The 21,186-nt window shown below is 63.6% G+C and carries 15 protein-coding genes and 1 pseudogene; 10 read left to right on the top strand and 6 right to left on the bottom strand.

The window, feature by feature from the left end; genetic code table 11:
* Positions 1-119: 119 nt before the first annotated feature.
* The 4 genes from MU856_RS15630 to MU856_RS15645 all read right to left on the bottom strand — a co-directional run bounded on the left by MU856_RS15630 (position 120) and on the right by MU856_RS15645 (position 4,781).
* Positions 120-644: an ECF-type sigma factor gene (locus MU856_RS15630; protein ID WP_263587876.1), complete on the bottom strand. Its 525-nt coding sequence runs from the start codon at positions 642-644 to the stop codon at positions 120-122.
* A gap of 72 nt (positions 645-716) precedes the next feature.
* The gene (locus tag MU856_RS15635; RefSeq protein ID WP_263587877.1) at positions 717-1,691 is read right to left on the bottom strand and encodes a hypothetical protein; all 975 of its coding nucleotides are present in this window, start codon (positions 1,689-1,691) and stop codon (positions 717-719) included.
* A gap of 3 nt (positions 1,692-1,694) precedes the next feature.
* Positions 1,695-2,264 carry a hypothetical protein gene (locus tag MU856_RS15640; RefSeq protein WP_263587878.1) on the bottom strand — a complete coding sequence of 190 codons (570 nt, stop codon included), beginning with the start codon at positions 2,262-2,264 and terminating at the stop codon, positions 1,695-1,697.
* A 114-nt stretch (positions 2,265-2,378) separates the two neighbouring features.
* Complete coding sequence (locus MU856_RS15645) at positions 2,379-4,781, bottom strand: serine/threonine-protein kinase (protein WP_263587879.1); 2,403 nt, start codon at positions 4,779-4,781, stop codon at positions 2,379-2,381.
* Positions 4,782-4,948: 167 nt separating this feature from the next.
* Here MU856_RS15645 and MU856_RS15650 point away from each other — a divergent pair, with 167 nt between their 5' ends.
* The 10 genes and pseudogenes from MU856_RS15650 (at position 4,949) to MU856_RS15695 (ending at position 16,466) form a co-directional block, all read left to right on the top strand.
* The gene (locus tag MU856_RS15650; protein WP_263587880.1) at positions 4,949-5,647 is read left to right on the top strand and encodes a hypothetical protein; all 699 of its coding nucleotides are present in this window, start codon (positions 4,949-4,951) and stop codon (positions 5,645-5,647) included.
* A gap of 39 nt (positions 5,648-5,686) precedes the next feature.
* Positions 5,687-6,133: a hypothetical protein gene (locus tag MU856_RS15655; RefSeq protein WP_263587881.1), complete on the top strand. Its 447-nt coding sequence runs from the start codon at positions 5,687-5,689 to the stop codon at positions 6,131-6,133.
* A gap of 75 nt (positions 6,134-6,208) precedes the next feature.
* Positions 6,209-9,571, top strand: a complete 3,363-nt coding sequence (locus MU856_RS15660; protein ID WP_263587882.1) for a hypothetical protein — start codon at positions 6,209-6,211, stop codon at positions 9,569-9,571.
* Between the two features lie 28 nt (positions 9,572-9,599).
* Positions 9,600-10,070 carry a hypothetical protein gene (locus MU856_RS15665; protein ID WP_263587883.1) on the top strand — a complete coding sequence of 157 codons (471 nt, stop codon included), beginning with the start codon at positions 9,600-9,602 and terminating at the stop codon, positions 10,068-10,070.
* A gap of 17 nt (positions 10,071-10,087) precedes the next feature.
* Complete coding sequence (locus MU856_RS15670) at positions 10,088-10,570, top strand: hypothetical protein (RefSeq protein ID WP_263587884.1); 483 nt, start codon at positions 10,088-10,090, stop codon at positions 10,568-10,570.
* A gap of 37 nt (positions 10,571-10,607) precedes the next feature.
* Positions 10,608-11,069, top strand: coding sequence for a hypothetical protein (locus tag MU856_RS15675; RefSeq protein WP_263587885.1), 462 nt, complete (start codon positions 10,608-10,610; stop codon positions 11,067-11,069).
* A 103-nt stretch (positions 11,070-11,172) separates the two neighbouring features.
* The gene (locus MU856_RS15680; RefSeq protein WP_263587886.1) at positions 11,173-13,842 is read left to right on the top strand and encodes a hypothetical protein; all 2,670 of its coding nucleotides are present in this window, start codon (positions 11,173-11,175) and stop codon (positions 13,840-13,842) included.
* On the top strand, positions 13,839-14,387 hold the full coding sequence (locus tag MU856_RS15685; RefSeq protein WP_263587887.1) for a hypothetical protein: 549 nt from the start codon (positions 13,839-13,841) through the stop codon (positions 14,385-14,387). The genes MU856_RS15680 and MU856_RS15685 overlap by 4 nt, the downstream gene beginning before the upstream one ends.
* An 80-nt stretch (positions 14,388-14,467) precedes the next feature.
* Positions 14,468-15,424 (top strand): annotated as a pseudogene (locus tag MU856_RS15690) (IS256 family transposase); the annotation flags it as partial.
* Positions 15,425-15,572: 148 nt separating this feature from the next.
* A complete protein-coding gene (locus MU856_RS15695) occupies positions 15,573-16,466 on the top strand; it encodes an alpha/beta hydrolase (protein WP_263588984.1) in 894 nt (297 codons plus the stop codon).
* Between the two features lie 5 nt (positions 16,467-16,471).
* On the opposite strand, the gene MU856_RS15700 is transcribed toward MU856_RS15695, so the two are convergent.
* Together MU856_RS15700 and MU856_RS15705 are read right to left on the bottom strand one after the other, a co-directional pair.
* Positions 16,472-17,539 carry a hypothetical protein gene (locus MU856_RS15700; protein ID WP_263587888.1) on the bottom strand — a complete coding sequence of 356 codons (1,068 nt, stop codon included), beginning with the start codon at positions 17,537-17,539 and terminating at the stop codon, positions 16,472-16,474.
* A 239-nt stretch (positions 17,540-17,778) separates the two neighbouring features.
* Positions 17,779-20,922: a TonB-dependent receptor gene (locus MU856_RS15705; RefSeq protein ID WP_263587889.1), complete on the bottom strand. Its 3,144-nt coding sequence runs from the start codon at positions 20,920-20,922 to the stop codon at positions 17,779-17,781.
* Positions 20,923-21,186: the final 264 nt, after the last annotated feature.

The raw sequence follows: 21,186 nt of genomic DNA on the forward strand, positions 1-21,186 counted from the left end.
GGGAACAGGAGAAGTGGACATCGGCGTCCGATCTGCCAAGAGCATTCAGCACCGATCATGGATGCGCCGGGCACGACAATCGCAGGCCCGTCCCAATTGGGCGGCGGTTCTCAGGCCTATCAGTCCACAGCGTCGCCTTGTTCCAACTCGATCTGCATCAGGGCTTTGGCCTTTGCCCAGTCGCGGCGCACCGTGCGTTCGGTAATGTCGAGCAGGTTGCCGATTTCCTGCTCTGAGTAACCGCCGAAGAAGCGATATTCGACGATCTCGGCAAGCCGCGGGGCCGTTTGTGACAGACGGTCGAGCGCATCGTTCAGCGCCAGCAGCCGTTCGTCGCTTTCCCAGTAGATGTCCGGCAGTTCATCCTCGAACGCAGCGATATGCGTTCCGCCCCCGCGCTTTGCGGCAAGGCGGGCATGGGCATGATTGATCAGAATCTGGCGCATGGCGCGCGCCGCCGTGCGCAGGAAATGCTTCTCGTCGGCGAAGCCGCCAGCGCTTCTCAGCTTGAGAAAGCTTTCATTGACCAGCGCGGTGGAACGCAGCGTTTCTCCGGCGCTGTAACGCCAATGCATGTCGCGCGCGAGCCGTTTGAGCTGAGGATAGAGCGTTGCCACGAGCGAATCGGATGAATCGGTAAGCATGGCGCCATTATGCGGATTATTCTTTTCATATCTATGCGTTGGGTCACACGGGCGCCGAGGAACGCATCGGGCTCAGGCGGCGAGCAATGGCTCGCTAGCAGCGCCGATCATCGCCGCGAGCCAGCGCCGGTCGGCGCTGGCTTCGATGGTGGAGACAGCGCTCGCCGGTGAGGAACCGCTGGCCAAGGCGGAACGCAAAAGCTCAATCTGCTCGACGATCTGGGCGAACCCCTGTCCGAAGCGCGGGGCGGTCTGGATCAGGCCATCGCCGATACGCAGCAGCGGCGGTCCGCCCGCCGACCGCGTGACCTCTACGCGCCGAGCGAAGGGTGCCCTGTGGCGCACCGGGTCGGCGTCGAATCTGATCTTGCCCATGCGACGGCCCCAGTCGTGGCCGGCCGCCAGCATCACGCTGTCGAGGAGGCGGAAAGGCGAGACGGGGTTTTCGTCGTAGTCCGCACATCGGACGGTCATCATGCAGCGCCCGTCCACGGCGCGCGTCAGCCAGAGGCTTGTCGCGTCCGCCACATCGCGGGCGGCGATCGTCCAGCAATCTCTGCCGCTGCCAGCCGTCCCGCGCCACGTCCAGCACTCGTCGATCGCGTCGCTTTCGTCGATGGCGACGTCGAGCCCCGCGGTACGGCTGGCGAGAACGCCGCTGCCGCTGGCGTCGACCAGCAGGTCGAAGGATCTGTCTTCAACGGGGATCGCCATGCGCGGTCCGACCAATTTTGCACCGAGCTCCGTCGCCCGCCGCGACAGCGCGCCGACCAGCGCGGCGGGATCAATGATCGGGGCCTTCATCATGGAAGGCAATGCCGCGCCATCGATGCGGAGCAAATCGGCGGCGGACCATCCAGCCACCTCTTGCCCGGCAACCGCCTCGATCTTCGCCATCGTCGCGAAGCTGATCTGATGAACGTGACCGTGATGCGTACGAGCGCCCCGGCGGCCGGGCGCGATTTTGGCCATCCAGCCCGCACGCTGCAAGCCGATGGCTGCCAACAGCCCCGCCGGGCCGTCGCCCATCACCAGCGCCGCGCGCATCGCTCAGCCGCGCCGGGTCGGTACACCGAGCCCTCGGCTCGACACAGCGCGACTTTCGGCGAGCACGAAGAAGACAATGCCATTCCCGGCGCCGCCGCGCAGCAATGTGTCCTTCGCAACGCGGCCAAGCAGCCCACGTGCCGCGCGCGGTTCGCCAGATGGCAGCAACATGTCGCCTGGGAAAAGCATGTCACCTGGAAACAGCATATCGCCGGGGAAAAGCATGTCGCCTGGGAACAGCATATCGCCCGGGAACAGCATATCACCCGGAAAGGCTTGCGCGCCGGAAGCGAGCTCGAAGCCGTCCGACGCGAACAGGTCCGCGATCTCGCCATCGACGAGGCGCGCGGCGAGAAACTGCATTTTAACAGGCTGCGCGAGCCGCGATTGCAATCGAACAGATTTCACGAGCGCCGCGCGCAATTTTTCACCCGACATGCCGGCGAGGCGGCGCGCGCCGACCACTTCGAGCTCGACCGTCCCGCCGCCCTTGGCAAAGGCCACGGTGGCTTTCGTCGCGCCGGCGACGAGCACGGCGGTCCCGGCGATGAAATTCCTGCGTGTCACTGCCATGATCTCTCCTTCCCTTGGCATCGGCCGCATGGACGCGGGCCTCAGAAGGAAAAACAGCAATGGAGAGAGAAAGCGGACATCGCCGCGCGATTATTCGGTCGCGTCCGCCCGCAGCTACAGGCGGTAAAGCAGCTTGATATCGGCGATCCCCTGTTTCAGGCGGGCCGCCGCGGCGCCCATCGCTTCGACGATCGGCTCGGCCGTGCCAAGTGCGGCCCGCGCGCCCGGCTTGTCTCCGCTGGCAGCCAACGCCCGGCCAAGCGCAATATGGGCGATGGCGCGCGGCGGCGTAGGCGCGCTGCCAGCCGCCGCCACCGATTTCCGGGCGACGGCCAAGGCTTCGTCCTTGCCCGCCAGCGCGATATGGGCTTCGGATAGCCCCGCCAGTGCCGACACATGCAGGATCGATCCCGCGCCGGCGAAGCGTTCGGCCATCGGCTCGGCGCGCTCCAGCAGCGAAAGCGCCTTCCGGGCGTCGCCAAGTTGCAAGAGCACCTTGCCATAATTGCTGAGCAAGGCAGCGGTCCCGCCCGACGCGCCGAACAGCTTTTCGCGCAGGCGAACGGCTTCTGCAAAAATGGGCGCGGCCTTGTCGGGGTGCCCCAACAAAACCTCGATGGCCGCAAGATTGTTCGCGGTGTTCAAGGCATCGGGCGTATCTGTCAGACCCGTCTGCGCCCAGATGAGCCGCGCTTGTTGCAGCGCCCTCCGTGCGCCTGGCAGATCGCCGCTCGCCTGCAAGGCGACGCCCAGATTGTTCTGGAACACGCCCGCCAGCCGATTGCCGGTTCCCAGCATCGCGACATGATCATCCGTTGCTTTTTGGAGAAGCGCCGCCGCCGCCGCCGGATCGGCGCCGCGCATGATTTGCGCCTCGAGCAGCCGGCTGTCGATGAGCCGGTGGCGCCATTTGTCGGGAGCGCTGGACCAATATTGCTGCGCTTGCGCCAACAGGGGCCGCGCCTCTTCGATTTCGCCGGTGCGGACAAGCGACTGCGCCAGATCGTAACGCGAAAGCGCAAGCGTCTCGGGATCGATTCCGTTCGTACCGCCGGCGGTCACCACCGGCCGCAACGCCGTGATCGCCCCGCGGTAATCGCCGAGGTAGAAATAAAGCTCGCCCAGCGCGTGCAGCACCGGCGCCTGATCGGCGGGCGAGCGGGCGAAGCGCTCCACGATCCGGCGGGTCGACTGTTCGAGTATATCGCGGCGGTCGGCATCGTCGCCAGCGACGTCGGCGCTTTCGGACAACATGACATAGAGCGATTCGCGAACAGCCTGCGATCGCTCTTCCTCGGCCAGCGCCGCGTCGCGGGCGGCATAGGCTTCGCGCGCTTGCCACAGGGTCGCCGCCAATCCGCCGACGAGGCTCAGCGCGATGGCGACGCCCGCGGCGATCGGCCAGCGCCACTGCCACAGGCGGCGGCGCACCGCATAGCCGCGCTCGCCGCGCCGCGCCGTCACGGGCGCGCGGTCTATCACGCGCTGAAGATCGGCCGCGAACGCCTCGAGCGTCGCGTACCGATCCGCCGGTTCCTTGCGCAGCGCTTTCGCCAGCACGGCGTTCAGATCGGCGACCATTGGGTCCGGCGCAGCCGCCAGAATATCGACGCCGCGGTGCGCCGTCAGCGGCTTGGGTGCGTTATCGAGGATGCGCCCGACGCCGAGCACGAAGGGCAAGCCATCAAGTTCGATGGGCGGCTTGCGCGTCACCAGCTCATAGAGCAACGCCGCCGCGCCATAGACGTCGCACGGCGGACCGACCGGAGCGCCGGTCAGCAGTTCGGGGGCCGCATAGGGCGCCGAAACCGGCAGCGGATTTTGTGTCTGAGTTGGCAACGCCATCTGCTTGGCGACCCCGAAATCGATCACACGGGCGCGCCCGCCGCTGTCGACCAGCACGTTCGACGGCTTGAGGTCGCGGTGCAGGATAAGCGCCTGGTGCGCACGCGCTACCGCGCCGATTGCATCGATTACGAGCGCGATCCGGCGCGCGAGGTCCGCCTGATTGGTATCGCACCAGATGTTGCAGGGCGGACCATCGATGCGCTCCATCACCATCCAGGGATTGCCCGCATCGTCCACGCCGCCGTCAAGAATGCGCGCAATATGCGGATGGTCGAGCGCCGCAAGCACTTGCCGCTCGGCGGCCAGTCGTTCGGCATCAACCCCGGGGCCGCGCCGGATCAACTTCAACGCTCCGGCCTGCTCGAACCCCCCGTCGGCGCGGCCGACCGCGTAGACCGAGCCCATACCGCCGCTGCCGATCAGCCCCTCGATGCGCCATGCGCCGTAGCGGTCGCCGACCTGCGGACCCGGGTCGATCGGACGGTCCGCGGAATAAGGTGCGCTGGCCGGCTCCAGAAAATCTGCAGCGGCCTCCATGCGGGCCAGGAATTTCCGGGCTTCGGCCGCGAGTATCGGGTCGGCAGCGGCCAGTTCGGCTTCGCGCTCTTCTTCGGACAGGTCCTGCGTGCGGTCGATCAACGCCGACAGCCTGCTCCATTCAATTGTCACACAATGCCCCCGCCGCCCGATCTTGCATTAGCATCCCAGACTAACCGAGCGACGCAAGAGCATTTTTTTCGCATTCCGATGTCCGGTTCGCGGCGCCGATCCTGTTTTCACCTCCGAATGGCACCGGCTCGCAAGGATTGGCCGGCGCAGGATGAGGAGATTTACGGATGCGACTGGTTACGAAAATCGCGGCGACGGCTTCGATGCTGATGGCGGGAGCCGGACTCGGCGCCGCGCCCGGTTCGGCACAGACGGCCGCGCCCGAGGCGCATGTCTATGCGACCGTCGGCTTCGACAAGATAAAGCCCGAACTGGTCCTGGACACTTTGGAGGGCACCGTCACCGGAACCTATACCGCGACGCAGAGCGAAGAAGAACTCGACGCCATCTACCGCACGGGCACCTATGGGATCACCAGCGGCACTCTGGATGGCGAGTTTTCCGGGAATACGCTGACCGGCTATTGGTACGAAACCGCCTATAACGCGGGGCTTCAGGTTTATTGCGATACCGAACGCAACGGAACCCATGTCTATGGCCGCTTCGTCCTGACGTTCAGCGCCGACCGCAAATCCTTTACCGGGTTGCGCACCGGGTGCGAGATCGTCCCCGACGCCTATGAGCATAGCTACGACACCTGGACGGGCACGTTCCTTCGCCGCCAGGCGATAGCCGCCGCCCCGAACGCCGCGTCCGCACAGGCGACGGCCGATGCGTCCCGGCCCGCCTCACCCGCGAAGCCGGGCGCAAACCCGGTCGGCCGCATCATCGACGGTGCCGCCCGCGCAGCAGAAGACGAGGCCGACGCCAAAGCCAAAGAGGCGGCCCGCAAAGCCGCGCGCGGCATTCTCGACCGGCTTTTCTGATCTCGACGCAATCGAGACAATATTCTCGCGGAGGCGATCATGAAATTTGCACCGAAACATTTTGCAACTCTGGCGAGCGCTTTGCTGCTGCTGTCCGCCTGCGGCCAAAGGGATGGAGAAACGCCGGGCGAGGGCGATGCCAAAGCGCTCGCGGGTAACGGCAGCGAGCTCGACACCGCCCTGCGCTGCTGGGCTTTGACCAGCAGCGCCTATTTCCAGCACATGGCGATGGCTGGCGACACCGGCAACCTGCCCAAACCCGACGAGGCGATCTATACCGGCTGGGCCAAGAAGCTGGCGATCCTGTCGTTCAACAAGGGCATGGGGTTCAAGGCCTTCAATGAAATGAAGGACAAGGCAAAGGGCGAGGTCCGCATTTATTCGCTGACCGTCGAGCCCGAGCATGCATCCGCTGTGCAGACCTGCATCGACACGGTCCCGCCTCCGACCGATGAGCCCGACCCTTCGTGGCCGTCGGACAGCTGACACGTCCCATTATTCCCGCGGATCGACCGCCGCACCACGCCCGGTGTGCGCGAGGCCGTGCGCCAGGAGAATATTATGACCAAGAACGCTTCAGAAGTGCCCTGCCCCTCCGGCACGCTTTCCGGCACAATGGGCGGTAGCAGTCTTCGGGCGCTGGCCGCCGCGCTGCTATGTGGTTCGCTGTTCGCCGCGCCGCAGATCGCAAACGCCGAAACATGTCTGCTCGACCGAAATGAAAATGGGACCATCGAGCTGGCGGTCGACGATGACGGCGGCGCCGTAGCCGATGATGGCAACAGCGACGACAGGCTGGCCTGCGGCGTTGGCGCCGCGGCGACGGCCGGAAACACAACGGCATTGGGCACCCGGTCGAGCGCAACCGGAATTCAATCCTCGGCAATCGGGCATGTCGCTTCGGCGTCGGGCTTCAATTCGCTCGCGGTCGGCTTTGGCGCCGATGCCGCGAGCGACCATGCCGTCGCGGTCGGTGCGACTTCGCGCGCCGCCGGCACCTCCTCCACCGCCGTGGGTTCGGGGAGCGTCGCCGTCCAGGATAAGGCGATCGCCGTCGGCACCTATGCCTATGCAAACGGCGCCCGCAGCATTGCGATGGGGAGCAGCGTCACCGACAATCTGGGCGAGCGCGGCGCAACGACCGGTGGCGACGACGCCATCGCGATCGGTACCGATGCGGATGCCGACGGAAACCGTGCAACCGCAATCGGCGCCTTCAGTTCGGCGGCGGGTGCCTCGGCGCTCGCGGTGGGATCGGACAGCTCCGCAGGAGACGATGCGGTTGCGCTGGGGTCCGACGCCGCGGCAGCCGGAATTGGCAGTACGGCGGTAGGCAATGCGTCCGAAGCATCGCAGTTCGGCAGTCTCGCAGCCGGTTCGCAGGCGCGCGCCACCGGCACGCGATCGGTCGCGAACGGCTTCTACAGCGATGCCTCCGGAAACCGGTCGATTGCGGTTGGTGACGCGGCTTTCGCATCCGGCCTGGGCAGCATTGCCATCGGCGGCGACGGCCCGGATGCGAATGGCTTTGGACCGCAGCGAGACCTCGACTTCGACGGGCTGGTCGATGGCTATGGCGCCTATGTTGCCGGCGATTATGGCGTTGCAATCGGGGCCGATGCGCAGGCGGGCAATTTTGCTACGGCGAATGGCACCGGCGCCTTGGCCAGCGGCGACAACAGCAGCGCCATCGGTTCCTACGCAACCAGCTCCGGCATGAACGCGACCAGCATCGGCGTGCTCTCTAAGGCGACGAACACGAATGCGACCGCCACCGGCGCCTTCGCCAATGCCAGCGGTGAACGCGCCGTCGCCAATGGAGCCCAGACACGCGCCGAAGGCGAAAGCAGCGTGGCGATCGGCTTCCAGGCAGGCGCCACCAATTTCGGGGCGATTGCGATCGGCGCCGAGGTGATCGCCGACGGGGAGCTTGCAATTACTCTCGGCGGCACGGCTCGCGGCGACGGAGCGATTGCCTTGGGAGGCTATGCCGCGGCGGAGCAGGATGGCGCCACCGCGACCGGTGCCGGCGCCCGCGCTGCCGGCCTTAAAAGCAGTGCTTTCGGCAATATGGCACTGGCCGAAGGCGATTTCGCGACCGCGCTGGGTCAAGCCAGCCGCGCGGCCGCGACGGCAACCGCTGTCGGGAGTGGGGCGCAGGCCGATGGCCAAAGCTCGAGCGCGCTGGGGATCAGCGCGAGCGCTAGCGGCGCCACCAGTGTTGCCGTCGGCGCAAATGCGTCTGCCCAAGGTGACAACGCGACTGCGACCGGCGGCTATGCCCAAGCCTTCGGCGACGATTCCACCGCGGCCGGCGCCGGCAGCTATGCGGGCGGCAATTTCTCGACGGCGGCGGGATCCCAAAGTCTGGCGCTCGGCGATTTCTCGGTAGCATTCGGTGGGCGCAGCAATGCCTCGGGGCTCAATTCCACCGCGCTGGGCGGCAATGCCGTGGCGAGCGGTGCCAATAGCGTCGCCCTCGGCCATGGATCGATCGCGGACCGCGACAATACGGTATCGGTCGGCGCCGCAGGCAATATGCGGCAGATCACTCAGCTCGCCGCAGGCACCGCTGCGACCGACGCCGTCAATCTTGGCCAGCTCGATGCCGTCGGGGCGATTGCCAATTCCGCGCTGTCGGCGGCGAGTCAGGCGTCAAGCGATGCGAGCGCGGCGCTTGCCGCCGCTTCGGGCGCGCAGGGCGATGCCAGTGCCGCACTGACAGCGGCAGCGGCAGCCGAGGGCAAGGCCGACGCCGCGCTCGCCGCTTCGGCGACAGCGGTGGCGTCTGTTGCCGCTCAGGGTGAGCGGATCGATGCCGTCGAGGAGGCCAATCTCGTTCAGGACGGCCGCATCGAGGCGCTTGAAACGCAAACCGCCTCCGCTGCCGGCGACGCGGCGACCGCCCTTGATCGCGCCGACCAGGCGATCGCACGCAATGATGAGCAGGACGGCCGCCTGACCGGCGTGGAGGCCCTCGCGGCGTCGAATGCCACCCGCCTCGACGGGGTCGAGGCCAGCGTGACTCAATTGTTCGGCGCCATTCCATCGCAGGCCCAAGGCGACAATGCCCTCGCGCTCGGGAGCGGCGCCATGGCAACGAGCGATGACGCCGTGGCGATCGGCACCGGTGCGACGGCAAAAGATGGCGCCGCGGTCGCTATCGGCCTTGGCAATCAGGCGAGCGGCGACGGGGCGGTCGCGATCGGCGATCCGAATATCGCGACCGGGCAAGGCGCAATAGCGATCGGCAAGGACAATGTTGCAACGGGCAACGCTGCGATCGCGTTCGGCGACACCAGCACCGCCAATGGCGTGTCAGCGATCGCCGCGGGGCTGCGTGCCAACGCAGCCGCGGACAATGCGATTGCGCTGGGCAATAGCGCGAGTGCGCTGGGCGCCAACGGGGTCGCGATCGGCAACGGTGCGCAATCGGTCCGTGACGATCAGGTGGCGATCGGCTCCGCTGCCAGCAGCTATACCCTCGCCGGGATCAATTCGGACGCCAGCCGCGCGGCGCAGCAGGGCGCGCTGCGCCTCGTGACCGCCGACGGCGCAGGCAATCTGGGCACGACGAGTTTCGACCTTGACCGGCTCAACGCGCTGCCCGGGCAGGTTAGCGCTCTCTCCAGCCAGGTCAGCGCTTTCGACGCACGGCTGGCGCAATTCGGTGCGGGCCTGGAACGGATCGAACGCAGCGCCAACGGCGGGATTGCTGCGGCGATGGCAATGGGCGGCACCGTCATACCGTCCGACATGACGGTCGCCTTGTCGTTCAACCTGTCCACCTTCCGCGGCGAGCAGGGATTTTCGGGCGTCGCTGTTGGCCGGATCAGCGAGCGGGTGTGGGTCTCGGGCGGGGTCGCCGGGTCCACCGTCAAGGGATCGACCGGGGGCCGTATCGGCATGACGTTCGGATGGTAGGCCCCAGCGGACTGGCAGGAGACCCGAAATGAGAAAAGACCTTGTTATCCTGATCGCAGCCATCGCCGTCGCGGGATGCAGCGAAGCGCAAAAGGGGAGCGAGAACGGCTCCGCGGCACCCGCCGATGCGGCGGCCGACAATTCGGTACCGGTCGCCAACGGGCCGGGCGCCCTCGGCATTGCTACCGACGATCTGCCCGATTTCGTCGAGCTGCCAAAGCGCGCGCGAGTGACCACGAATATGCGGATGAACGATGGCGACAAGGCCGGCGGGACGCTGACCCTGGAAACCGCGGAGACGCCGGCTGCCCTGATCGCCTTCTACCGCGCCTCGATGGCCCGGCACGGCCTGAAGATCGGTCTGGAAAACACAGCGGACAAGATGGTGCAGCTGATGGGCGAAAGCGAAGACAAGGCGCGGACGCTTATGGTCACGGTGCTGACCGATGACGCGGGCACCGCGACGCTGAACCTCGTCCATTCACGCGTGATATCCTGATTGATCGAGAGGACAGAATGATGAAACCTCATCTTGCTATTGCCGCTCTGCCCTTGTTGCTCGGCGGATGCGGCGGCGAAGCGCCGGCAGCGAAGACCGGCGGCGGCCCGACGGAGGTGGCAGCATCGGGCATCACCGAAATCGTCAAATCCGCCGCCAAGGGCAACCCGATCCCGCGAGACAATCTGCCCGATTTCGTCGAAACCTATGAAGGCGGGCGATACGGCACCTCCTTCTTCGGCAGCAACGAGAAGCGCAAGTCGGGAACGCTGCTTTATACGGTGGCGGCTGCGCCCGCAGACGTCGTCGGCTTTCATATGGCGTCGATGAAGAGACTTGGCTTCGAAGTCGCCGGGCCAAAAAAGCGCGTCGTGCGTGACCGTAACGAGACGGTGATCGACGGGACGACGGCCGACGGCCGGTCGCTTACGGTCGTGGTGATCGAACAATCCCCTGCGGAAGCAACCGTGCAGATGAATTATGTCGTTCCGCTCGCCTGAGGCGGCGGCCGTTCCGGGGTGCCGCGCGAAAAACGCTGTGTCGCTTACGGCAGGGCTCGCGCTCCTTTTCACGCCGCTGGCCGCCGTCGCGGAGGAAGAGGTCGGCCGCGAAGCGGTCGGCGCGTGGCATGGCAATTTCAAGCTCGATCGCGACGACCCGCGCATTCATACCCGCGGCGGGGCGGACATGCTGCGGATCCAGGTGATCCACTCGATGGGCGCGCCGGTCGCAACGATCAGCTGGGTTGCGGGGCGCGGCATTTGCGAGGATCCGGCGGCCGAGCCGTGCGAATGGATCGGTGCTGGCGGCACCGTATCGGGCCGCGTACTGCAAAAGGATCTTGTCTTTGCGATTCCGCTATCGGCCGACGCCGAAGATCCTCTGATCGTAATCCTCCGCCATGGCTCCGGCCCGCGGGCGCGGCATGGCCAGGCGATGAACAGCAAGGCCGACTTCGGGTTCGATTTTTCTTACTTCGCCGCGCCCGATACCCGGTGATTGCGGACTTCGGAATTGTGCTCAGCCTCCCCTTTCCGGCGCGGCCTCCTTGCCGCCCAGCCACCCTATCGCTGTTGCCTTGCAGCGCAGCAGGAGACGCCTGATGTTTTCGAGCCGATCAACCATGCACGCCTTTTGGATCGCCATGGCCGGCTCGACCGCGTTGAGCAGTCTTGCCGCCGCGCAGGACAGCAAGGCTCCGCCTGCCGAGCTTGAAGTCTTCGGCGTCGATCTTACGACCGACAAGGAGATCGCCGTTCCCCCCGAGGTCATGGCCAAGGCACGCGGAATTTTCGACCTCCATCGCGATAAGTTCGGAAGCCCCCCGCACATCGACACCCGCCAGAACGGCAAGATCAACGCATTCTACATAAAGCGCGCCAAGGCCAATCCGGCGGCCGCCAGCGCGGGCGACAACCTGCCCTACAAGGGGCCTTTCCAGATTCCCCTGACAGCAAAATATGACTTGTGCGGAGGCGGAGCGGCAAAGGGGGCAGAAAATTGGTGCAAGAGCGGGCAGTTCAGCTTCAGGATGTTCGCCGACGCCATTTCTGCCTGGAACGCCGAACTGCTGATTTCGCACGAGCTCATACATTTGCGGCAATATGAAAAATCACCGGGCACGAAAGCAGGCGGGGCGCCGTTCTGGCTGGTCGAAGGGCAGGCCAACGGCATTGGCTACGGCTTGCTGGAACGCGAACCGGGCTTCAGCCGCAAGGCCATCGCGCTGAAGACCAAGGGGCTGAAAAACGCCAATTTCTCCTTTTTTCTTGGACTTCGCCGTTATGATGTCCCGCTGGATATCAATCGCGATACAGGCCTGTATCCGATCGATCATCCCGAATATTTCAGAGAGCTTCTCCGCGATGAGGACGGAAATCTCCATTCGGACGGATATCTCGATTATGCCGGCTATCAGACGGGTTCATTTTGGCGCCATGTCATGCGCGGCCGACCTGCGGGACTTCTTGCTTACAAAAAGATGCTCGATCGGCCTGGGCCGTCCGATCCGACAAATTCGCACGCTTGGCTGAAATGGACCGATTCCGGGCTCAAGGCGGCAACTTACTCCAGGCGCGGGACGACGGTTCCCATCTGGCGCGGCGGTTTGCGGCAGGTCTTTTCGGAGATGGTCACCGAATTGGCCGACCTACCCGACATCGTCGTCAAAAACCGCACCGACAAGCTTGCTGCACCCTATTTCGACGCATTGCTTTGGACGCGCTCGTGCAAGAATATCGACCTCACCCAAGCGACTGCTGCGTCGCTGAGGGTGACGGTCCACCCCTATGCAGCGCAATGCATGCGCGTCAAAATGCCCATCGAGAACGCCACCGGAACCAACGCCGCGGCTCCCCCCGCACCGTTCAGCGTAGCGGCATCCGGCAACGGCGTTTGCGACGACCTTGAACTCGGCACGCGCGGGCAGCTGCTTGCCCAGCCGAAGTCCTTCAAGGCGAAAGCGGGAGCGAGCGGGACGAATTGCGCGCTGGTCTGGAATGCCGGTTTTGCGCCGCTGCGACCCGAAGATCCAAATGGTCTGCGCGGATGGCAAACGGTGCTCCTGATCAATGCGCCGTCCGATCCGGATCGGCAAAAGACCCACGACGTGCTGCTCAATTTTGTCCGGCCCGTGGCGGCCAGTACATTAGCAGGAACCCACAGCGTCGATGGCGCTGGAGGAAAGAAACGCAAGAAGCCCTTGCCGAAACTCAAGGGAACGCCGGAGATCCAGCAGGCCGATCCGCTGCTTGTCGACCCAACTCCTGATGAGAGCTGCGATGCCCGGCAAGCGGCGGTCCTTGCCTGCGGAGATATCGTGGCGCTGTCGATCGTTTCGGGTGACGCGAGCGAAATTGCCCGCGCTGGCGAGATATTATCGGCGGGCATCGCCATGCAATATCCGCAGGGCGGGCTTGGCAATTACGCCGTAAAAACGCTGGGCGAGCTATATCAGCAAGGCCAGCAGTTCGAGGCAAGGGCCGGCGCGCTTCAGGCGAGGGCTATGGGCGGCAACTTGAACGGCGCGACTATCGCGATCGCCATGAAGCGCCCAGAAGAGGGGGTGGTCGGCCGCTTTCCGGCGCGCGTCGAGGTCGAACCGCTCGACCGGCAGCCCGGTGAAAATTCCGCCGCTTTGACCTCGCTGACCGCCAGACAGACCCGACCGATCGGCAATGGCTGCGTAGACGTGCTATCCTATCAAACCAACGCAACGGTCGAGATAAGCGTGAATCAGCCTGGCTTGTTGATGGGTTCGGTTTCGGCAACGCTCTACGAACCGAATGCCGACGATGAAGCCGCCTGTCGCGAGCCGATCGTCGCCGCCGGGACGGTCCAGGTGTCTTTCTCTACACCTGGCGTCTTCCCCGTCGGCCCGGGGGGACGATATCAGGTTGATCCCGCACGGTCCGAATTTCAACAGCTGATCGTTCAGGACATGGCCGCCATGATGGCTATGCCGCTGGAGGAGCGATCAGACACCCCTGCCGACGACGAAATCGATCCGGCAGCAGGCAACAGGTTCGCCGGCAGCCGGGCCGGGAGCGGAGCCGGAACCGTAGCCCAGTGTCAAGGAACGATGGTCAGCGACGCCGATCTTGATGCCTTCATCCGCGCTACCGCTGCCGGAGCGGGTGAAGGAGATCCACAATTATCCGCGCAGATCGCGCAAAGCATGAGAGCTCTCGAACCTGCCATTCTCGCAATGGCTGTCTGTCGATGGATTGCAGCCGGTCGCCCTTCCACTTTCGCACTGGGAAATCTGGAATGAAGCGCAAAATCGCCGCAGTATTGACGCTAGCTGCCGCCAGTATATCGCTGACGGTGGCGGGCGGCCTGGCCGGGCAACAGCCGGATTACGACGGCGATGTAACACTGCATCGCTTGCCCGCGCCGCCGCCGTTGCGCGAACGCCCCACCGCGACCACCACCCGTGACGACAGCGGAAACTCACCTCGAGCGGATACGCCCGGACCTCTCCCCGTCCTTGGCCCTCCACCCGCTCGCGCTTGCATCAGCGAAGCCGAATTCGAAGCAGCCTCGGCGGGCACGGGGTGCGCCTGTACCTGTGAAGAATATGCCCGCAAGCCGGTAAGCCGGACGTGCGACGTCGCATGCCAGGGCCATTATGCTTGCTGGGGCCCCCCGGTCAGCGACGCCGAGTTGGATCGCGAGCTTGGCGAAGTGTTCGGCGATGCCGTCGCAGCCGGGGTAACCATCCCTCTACTTTCCGGGGAAGAGCGCGAGACAATGCGCGGCGTTGTCCGCGCCAACCGGGGTTTGGACTGGAGTAAGAGCCGGATGTGCAAAAAGTGAAGGCAACCCGTTTGAGTGATGGGGCCTGTCAGTAATTTTGTGCGCGGGGCCATATAGATGGAAAAGAAAGGACCATCGATATGGCAATCGACAAGGAATTACTGGATCAGCTTCTGGCGGGTCGTGATCCTGAGGAGTTGTTCGCCCGGGACGGGCTGATTGACGAGTTGAAGAAGGCGCTTTCGGAGCGGATGCTCGCTGCCGAGTTGGACGATCACTTGGGATATGAAGCGGAGGCCGGCGGCGATAATCGCCGCAACGGCAGCTCGAAGAAGACGATGCTGACCGGCTCTTCGAGGGTGACGCTGGATATTCCACGCGATCGGTCGGGCACCTTCGATCCGAAGCTGATCGGCAAATATCTGCGACGCTTTCCTGACTTCGATACGAAAATCATCTCGATGTACGCGCGCGGCATGACGGTGCGCGAGATCCGCGGGCACCTCGAGGAGCTTTGCGGCATCGATGTGTCGCCGGACCTGATCTCGACGGTGACGGACGCTGTGCTGGAGACGGTGACGGAATGGCAGGGGCGACCGCTCGATGCCTGCTATCCGCTCGTGTTCTTCGACGCGATCCGGGTCAAGATCCGCGACGAGGGCTTCGTTCGCAATAAGGCGGTGTACATCGCGCTCGGCATTTTGCCCGACGGCACCAAGGAAATCCTGGGTATCTGGATCTAACAAACCGAAGGCGCGAAGTTCTGGATGCGCGTCATGAACGAGCTCAAGAATCGGGGCGTCGCCGATATCCTGATCGCCGTCGTCGATGGTCTGAAGGGCTTCCCGGATGCGATCAACGCAGTGTTCCCGGAAACGGTCGTTCAGACCTGCATCGTGCGCCTGATCAGAAACAGCATGAGCTTCGCGTCCTGGAAGGACCGCAAGGCAATCGCCCAGTCCCTGCGCAGCGTCTACCGCGCGGAAAGTGCCGATGCGGGCCTAGCGGCGCTGGAGGCCTTCGAGGAAGGACATTGGGGCCGGAAATATCCTGCTATCGCGTTGAGTTGGCGTCGGCAGTGGGAGCAGGTGATCCCCATGGCGCGGCGTTGAAGACAGGCATCTTCGAAAAGATATTTATACCAGCATGTTAGGATGAATCTCTCTGGCCAGCCGCCCCCTTGTCAGACTTTCGGCAAACCCGCATAGATTTGGAGGTGGATTTCCACCGCAGGAGGCAAGGGTGATGATGTCGTCGAAGCGTTACGCCCGCTGGCTGACGACTTTGCTAGCGCTGCTGTGCTGTGCATTCCCCCATGCGCAGGCCGAGCCCGCCGCAACGGTAGCGCCAGGGTCGGATGAGATCTCACCGCGCCTGGTCGGTTACAAAAAGACGGCACGCCGTACGCTTTATCTCCATGTGTTTACCCCCGATGCAGCGAAGTTCGCCGGCCCGCGGCCCGCGATCATCCTTTTTCACGGTGGCGGCTGGGTGGAAGGCGATGCGCTGCGGTTCTACGATCAGGCGCGCCATCTGGCCGGTGAGGGCATGGTGGCCGTCTCCGCCGACTATCGCCTCGGTGGGGCGGACGGCACCGATCCGCGCGCCGCGCTGTCCGATGCGATTTCCGCAATGCGCTATCTTCGCGGCCATGCCGCGGCGCTCGGCATCGATCCCGTGCGCATTGCTGCGGGGGGCGGTTCGGCGGGCGGCCAGCTCGCCGCAGCGCTCGCAACCAGCTCGGGGTTCGAGGATCCGGCCGACGATCCGCGTGTGTCCTATCGTCCTTCGGCGTTGGTGTTATTTAATCCGGTGATCGACAACAGCCCCGATGGCTACGGGAATGATCGCGTGTCCGGTTACTGGCAGGCGTTCTCGCCGCTCCATAATGTGCAGCCCGGCCATCCTGCTACGCTCATCATGCTCGGCACGCACGATGCGCTGATCCCGGTCGCCACCGGCGAGGCCTATTGCGAAAAAGTGCGGGCAGCAGGCGCGGAATGCCGGCTCGCGCTATACGAAGGCCAGCCGCATGCCTTCTTCGCCCGCAGCCGCTCGCCGCGTTACTATGCCGAGACACTGGCGGCGATGGACGCCTTTCTCGGTAAGCTGGGCTATCTATCGGCGCCGACCGACTAGCACCCTCATCGTGCTGCGGATCTCGCGAGCGCGTCCATCTTCTCGAAGCCCGATGCCTTGAGCACCTCCAGCGCCCGCATCCGGAAGGCAGCGGGGCTTGGGACATTGCCTGTGTCCCGGCAGGACAGCGCAACGAAGGACTTCATCTCGCCCAAGTATGTCTGATGCAGCGCATAGAGTGCGCGTTTGCGCCCGCTCTCGTCGATAAGAGACATCTCCTTCGACGTACCATTCTCGGCATATTCGTTGTTGTACATTTGCCAGATCAGCGCAAACGGCAGGTCGAGAGCGACGGCGCTCTGCATGACGAAGCGGCTCTTCACATATTGCTGCTTAACCGTCTGCGGCTTGGACTTTTCGGCATGATAGCCGTATTCACCGATGAATACGCGGCGCCTGAACGGCACGCCGTCCTTGGGGGGCAGCTGGCTTTCGAGCCAGGCAAGGGTCTGCTCGAGCGGCTCGCGGATCGATATGAGGTCGGGCTGGGGCGATTGCTTGATCGCCTCGTAAGCCGAATAGGACACCAGGTCCGGATTGACCTCGGGTAGCACCGAAAGGGCCATGCTGATGCGACCGGCCATCGCCTTCCTGACAAGGTTCACCTCGATATAGTGGTAGACAGCGACATCCTTGTGCGCGACCGCAGCCCTTGCATTGTCAACAGCGAGCTGGCGGATCTTCATCCATGCGATCATTCCTGCGACCGCCGTCGGCGAGGGGTCGGCTTCGCGGTCCTGGCGGCCGAGGAGCATCCAGTCGCCCTCCCAGTTGCCAAGCAGGAAGACCTTGCCGGTACCCGAATAGCGTTTAAGCAGCCACGCAGTCAGGGCGTACATCTCGTCGTAATATTGCCGCGCCTCGATCATATCGACCCCATCGCGCCAATTGGCCCCGGTGAAGGAATGAACCCACGCCTGATAATAGGTGAAGTCCATATCCAGCGCCTGCTGCAAAGCGGGCGCCGCCTCGACATATTCGAGCGTTGCCTTGGCCTTGCGTGCAGCGTCGGCTGAGCCGTAGTTCGGCGCAGCGCCCTGCGCGAGTGAGATCTTGAGCAGATTGGAGCCCATGTCCCGCACATTCTCGGCCTGCTCGATGAGACGGTTGCCCTTGCCAAACTGATAGGACCCGCCGATCGCCTGCGTGCCGAGGATATAATTGTAGCTGCGCGCCGCGGCCTCGGGATCTGCGGCGCAGCTGGCGCCTTCCTGCGCGCTCGCGGGGGCGCCTGCGCTGATCGCAAGCGCCCCCGCCGCCCCTAGCCGGAGAGCGGCCGTGCGCCATACGGGCATGACGCGCGGCCTCTGCATCAGAAGTTTACCTGCACGCCAAAGTTGAAGCGCCGCCCGGCCAGCGAGACATAGTTCACCAGCTGTTCGTACTTCAGATAACGGAAGGTGCCCGTGTTTGTGAGGTTCGTTGCGTCAATCGTAAAGCGCAGGTTGCGGTTGATGTTGAAGCGTGCCGCCAGATCGAGCTGGCCGCGCGCCGCCTCGATCTCTGGCAACGCCTCCGGACGGGCGAAGCCCAGTTGCACGATCTCGCGGCGTGTGAACGCGGAGCGCCAATTATAGGCGACGCGCAGATTGAACCTCTTGTCGTCGTAATAAGCACCGGCGTTGAAGGTGTATTTCGACAGCCCCCGACGACTGATCGGATCGCCTTCCTGATCGCGAAGGTCGCTGCTTTCGTCGATATAGGTGAAGTTGCCCGTCACCCCCAGGAAGCGCAGCGGTCCGGGCAGATATGTGAAAGCGTGCGCCGCGCCCACCTCGATGCCCTTGAGTTTGGTCCCGCCGAAATTGCCGAAGGTGGTGACCGAAAAAGTCTCGCCGTTGATGTCGCGCGGCGTGGGCACCGGATCGCGGAAGATCGTGGTGTCGATATTCTTCATGAAGGCCGCGACCGACAGGTAGCTGCCCTTGCCGTAATACCACTCCAGTGAAGCATCAAAATTGTCGGAGTGGATCGGATCGAGGAACGGATTGCCGGCCACACCGAAGCCCGCGAAATTCGGATCGACGTCGGAGCGAGTCAGTTCCAGCCCCGGCGAAATCTGCGTCAGCGCTGGGCGACCCAGCGTGCGAGAATAGGCGAGGCGAGCGACTAGCTGCTTGGATAGCCCAAAGTTGACGTTGGCCGAGGGCAGCCAGTCGTCATAGCGATTGCGAAAGGTCACCATGCTATAGCTTACCGGCGTGCCCGGATTGAGCAGGTAGCCCGATGAGGATGTTTTCGTTTCCACATAACGCAGGCCGACATTGCCGAACATCCGCACATTGCCGAAATCGGTGCTGAAGTTCGCCCGCAGATATCCGGCCATCGTTGCCTCGGTGACGCGGAAGCGTTCGTCCTCGACCTCGTAATATCCCGAGCCCGCAACCGGATCGACCGCGCGGATGTCGAACAGATTGAAGTACTGCGCGATGCTCGCAACATCACACCCGGCTGTAGAGCCGAAGGTCATCGGCAGATTGCCACCATAGCGCTTCAGTATGTCCGGATTGCCTGCTGTAGTAAGGCAGCTGCTGAGGAAGGTGGACGTCGCCGCTGCGCCGGGGTTGGTGGTGTTGGCCGGATTGAGCGGCACCGCCCACACGTTGACCGCCCGTACGGGATCGCGCACGCCCTGTCCCGCTATTGCCGCGATGTTTCCGCCTTCGTTCGCGTTTTCGTAGCGCGCCCGCTCAAAGCTGCGTTCCGACCAGCGGAAACCTGCCTGGAAAGAATTGAAGAAATCGGTGTCGGTTTCCCAGGTCGCATCAAAGCGAACTGAATCATCGGTGTTCTCGGTATCGGCCGCGTTGCGCTGGAATTGCCGGTAGCGATAACGGTTATAGCTTAGATCGCCAGGGTTGAGCACGACCAGTTGATCTTCCGGCACCACCGAATTCACCCCATAGGCCGTAGACGGGAAGGGGTTTTCATAGAAGGTTACGTTCGGGATCTTGTTGTCGCCGAGCTGAAAGTCGACGATGTTGTAGAAGTCCTGGGCGTTGAAGACCGGGTTGGCGCCCCCTTGCTGTTCAATGCTCGCGCTGAGCTGCCCGAAATCGAGCGTTCTTGCCTTGCCGCGCGAGGTGGCGCCTTTCACGAAGAAACTGAGGTTAGGGGTCGCATCCCAGGTCGCCTCAGCCGAGAATTGCTGCGACTTGCGCGAAACCTCGTTGATCGAGGGCGCCGCCCCCACGCGGGTGGTGAAGGACGCCAGGCGCCCGCCGGTCAGCACATAGACGTCGCCAAAGCCCGCCGAGGTGCCCAGCTGTTCATAAGTGGCGGCGGGGCCGCCGACCAGAATTCCCGAACGGGGGATGTTCGAGACGATGTTCATGTTTGCGCCCGTCAGGCTCTCGTTGATATCAGTCAGCACGGCATCGAAGCGGATGTCGAGGTTCGACGCCGGCTTCCATTGCAACGTGCCGTTGAACGATTTTCGGGTATCGTCGCGCACGCGTTCGGAGACGCCAAAGGCGCCCGGGATGTAATAGACGTCGCTGGCATTGCTCAAGCCGTCGCCATTGGGATCGTCAAAGGCATAACGATAAGGGTTGGGTCGGTTGCCGCCCCCGACAGCATTGGGAATATTGGTGAGCTGAAAGAAGTTGTAATTGGCCGCAGACTGATTGGCGCCGACGCTGGCGGGCGGATCGACATCGCCGGTCTTGCGCGTCCAGATGCCGGGCGCATCGATTACCTCATTTCCGCCATAGACATAGGCGTAGCTCGCAATTTCCTTGTAACCGAAGTTGAGAATAACGCCGAAATCACCAAGCGGTGTGTCCCTGAACTTCTTCTGCACGAAGAGATTGCCGTCCTGACGGCTGAGGTCGCCTACTTCGGCGAATTTAGCTGTGCCCGAAAGATTGACGATCAAATCGCGCTTGCCGTTGAGCGGCGCGCGTGTCTGAAGATTGATCGTCCCGCCCAGCGAGCCTTCGATCTGGTCGGCGGTAAGTGCCTTGAGAATCTCGACCCCGGCAAAAAGTTCGGCGGGAAGGTCTTGGAAATTGACGCTGCGGTCGTTGCCGTTGCTTAGATCGACGTCTCCCGTGCCTGACGCCGTGGCACCGTTGATGGTGACATTATTTTCGGAAAGACCTCGGACCTGGACCTGCTTGCCCTCGCCGTCATTGCCCCGGTTGACCTGTACCCCCGTAATGCGCTGGAGCGCTTCGGCGATGTTGTCATTCGCCAGTTGACCGATGTCTTCGGCGTTTATGACGTCCTTGATCTCGCTCGCATCGCGCTTGTCGTCGATGGCACTTTCGATTGACTGACGCACACCGACGACGACAATGTCGTTTTCCGGATCCTTGGCCTGCTCGACGCTCACCGGTTGATCAGCGGCGCCTGTTGGCTTGATGTCCTGCGCCGATGCTGTTGCGCATGCCATGTTCAGGACACTGGCGATCAAGGCCAGTCTGGAACCAGACGCGATAAGATGCTGCTTCATGTCATCACCCTCCCAGCCGATCTCCGGCTCTCTCGACATTTGTTTTTATCGAAGTCCCCCAAGCTTCGCGCGTCGTTGCGATAACCCAGGATCACTCGACCCTTTGCGCCGCGATGCCGCCTAGCTTCCTTCAGCAACGTAATCTAAACGCGATTCTCCGGTTTAGTAAAGAAAATTGTTTCATTTAAGATTGCGGTTCCTTGGCGCGCTGGACCCGCCTCAAGCGCACGCTCGCGCCGGGGTTCGGGCTGAGTTTCCTCTATT

Origin of the sequence: Sphingopyxis sp. GC21 (assembly GCF_025727575.1) — a bacterium.
Classification (GTDB): Bacteria; Pseudomonadota; Alphaproteobacteria; order Sphingomonadales; family Sphingomonadaceae; genus Sphingopyxis; species Sphingopyxis terrae_A.

Bases quoted from the DNA above. Each gene is read 5' to 3' on its own strand.
- MU856_RS15630 (WP_263587876.1), bottom strand. From the start codon at position 644: ATGCTTACCGATTCATCCGATTCGCTCGTGGCAACGCTCTATCCTCAG.
- MU856_RS15635 (WP_263587877.1), bottom strand. From the start codon at position 1,691: ATGCGCGCGGCGCTGGTGATGGGCGACGGCCCGGCGGGGCTGTTGGCA.
- MU856_RS15640 (WP_263587878.1), bottom strand. From the start codon at position 2,264: ATGGCAGTGACACGCAGGAATTTCATCGCCGGGACCGCCGTGCTCGTC.
- MU856_RS15650 (WP_263587880.1), top strand. From the start codon at position 4,949: ATGCGACTGGTTACGAAAATCGCGGCGACGGCTTCGATGCTGATGGCG.
- MU856_RS15655 (WP_263587881.1), top strand. From the start codon at position 5,687: ATGAAATTTGCACCGAAACATTTTGCAACTCTGGCGAGCGCTTTGCTG.
- MU856_RS15660 (WP_263587882.1), top strand. From the start codon at position 6,209: ATGACCAAGAACGCTTCAGAAGTGCCCTGCCCCTCCGGCACGCTTTCC.
- MU856_RS15665 (WP_263587883.1), top strand. From the start codon at position 9,600: ATGAGAAAAGACCTTGTTATCCTGATCGCAGCCATCGCCGTCGCGGGA.
- MU856_RS15670 (WP_263587884.1), top strand. From the start codon at position 10,088: ATGATGAAACCTCATCTTGCTATTGCCGCTCTGCCCTTGTTGCTCGGC.
- MU856_RS15680 (WP_263587886.1), top strand. From the start codon at position 11,173: ATGTTTTCGAGCCGATCAACCATGCACGCCTTTTGGATCGCCATGGCC.
- MU856_RS15685 (WP_263587887.1), top strand. From the start codon at position 13,839: ATGAAGCGCAAAATCGCCGCAGTATTGACGCTAGCTGCCGCCAGTATA.
- MU856_RS15695 (WP_263588984.1), top strand. From the start codon at position 15,573: ATGATGTCGTCGAAGCGTTACGCCCGCTGGCTGACGACTTTGCTAGCG.
- MU856_RS15700 (WP_263587888.1), bottom strand. From the start codon at position 17,539: ATGGGCTCCAATCTGCTCAAGATCTCACTCGCGCAGGGCGCTGCGCCG.
- MU856_RS15705 (WP_263587889.1), bottom strand. From the start codon at position 20,922: ATGAAGCAGCATCTTATCGCGTCTGGTTCCAGACTGGCCTTGATCGCC.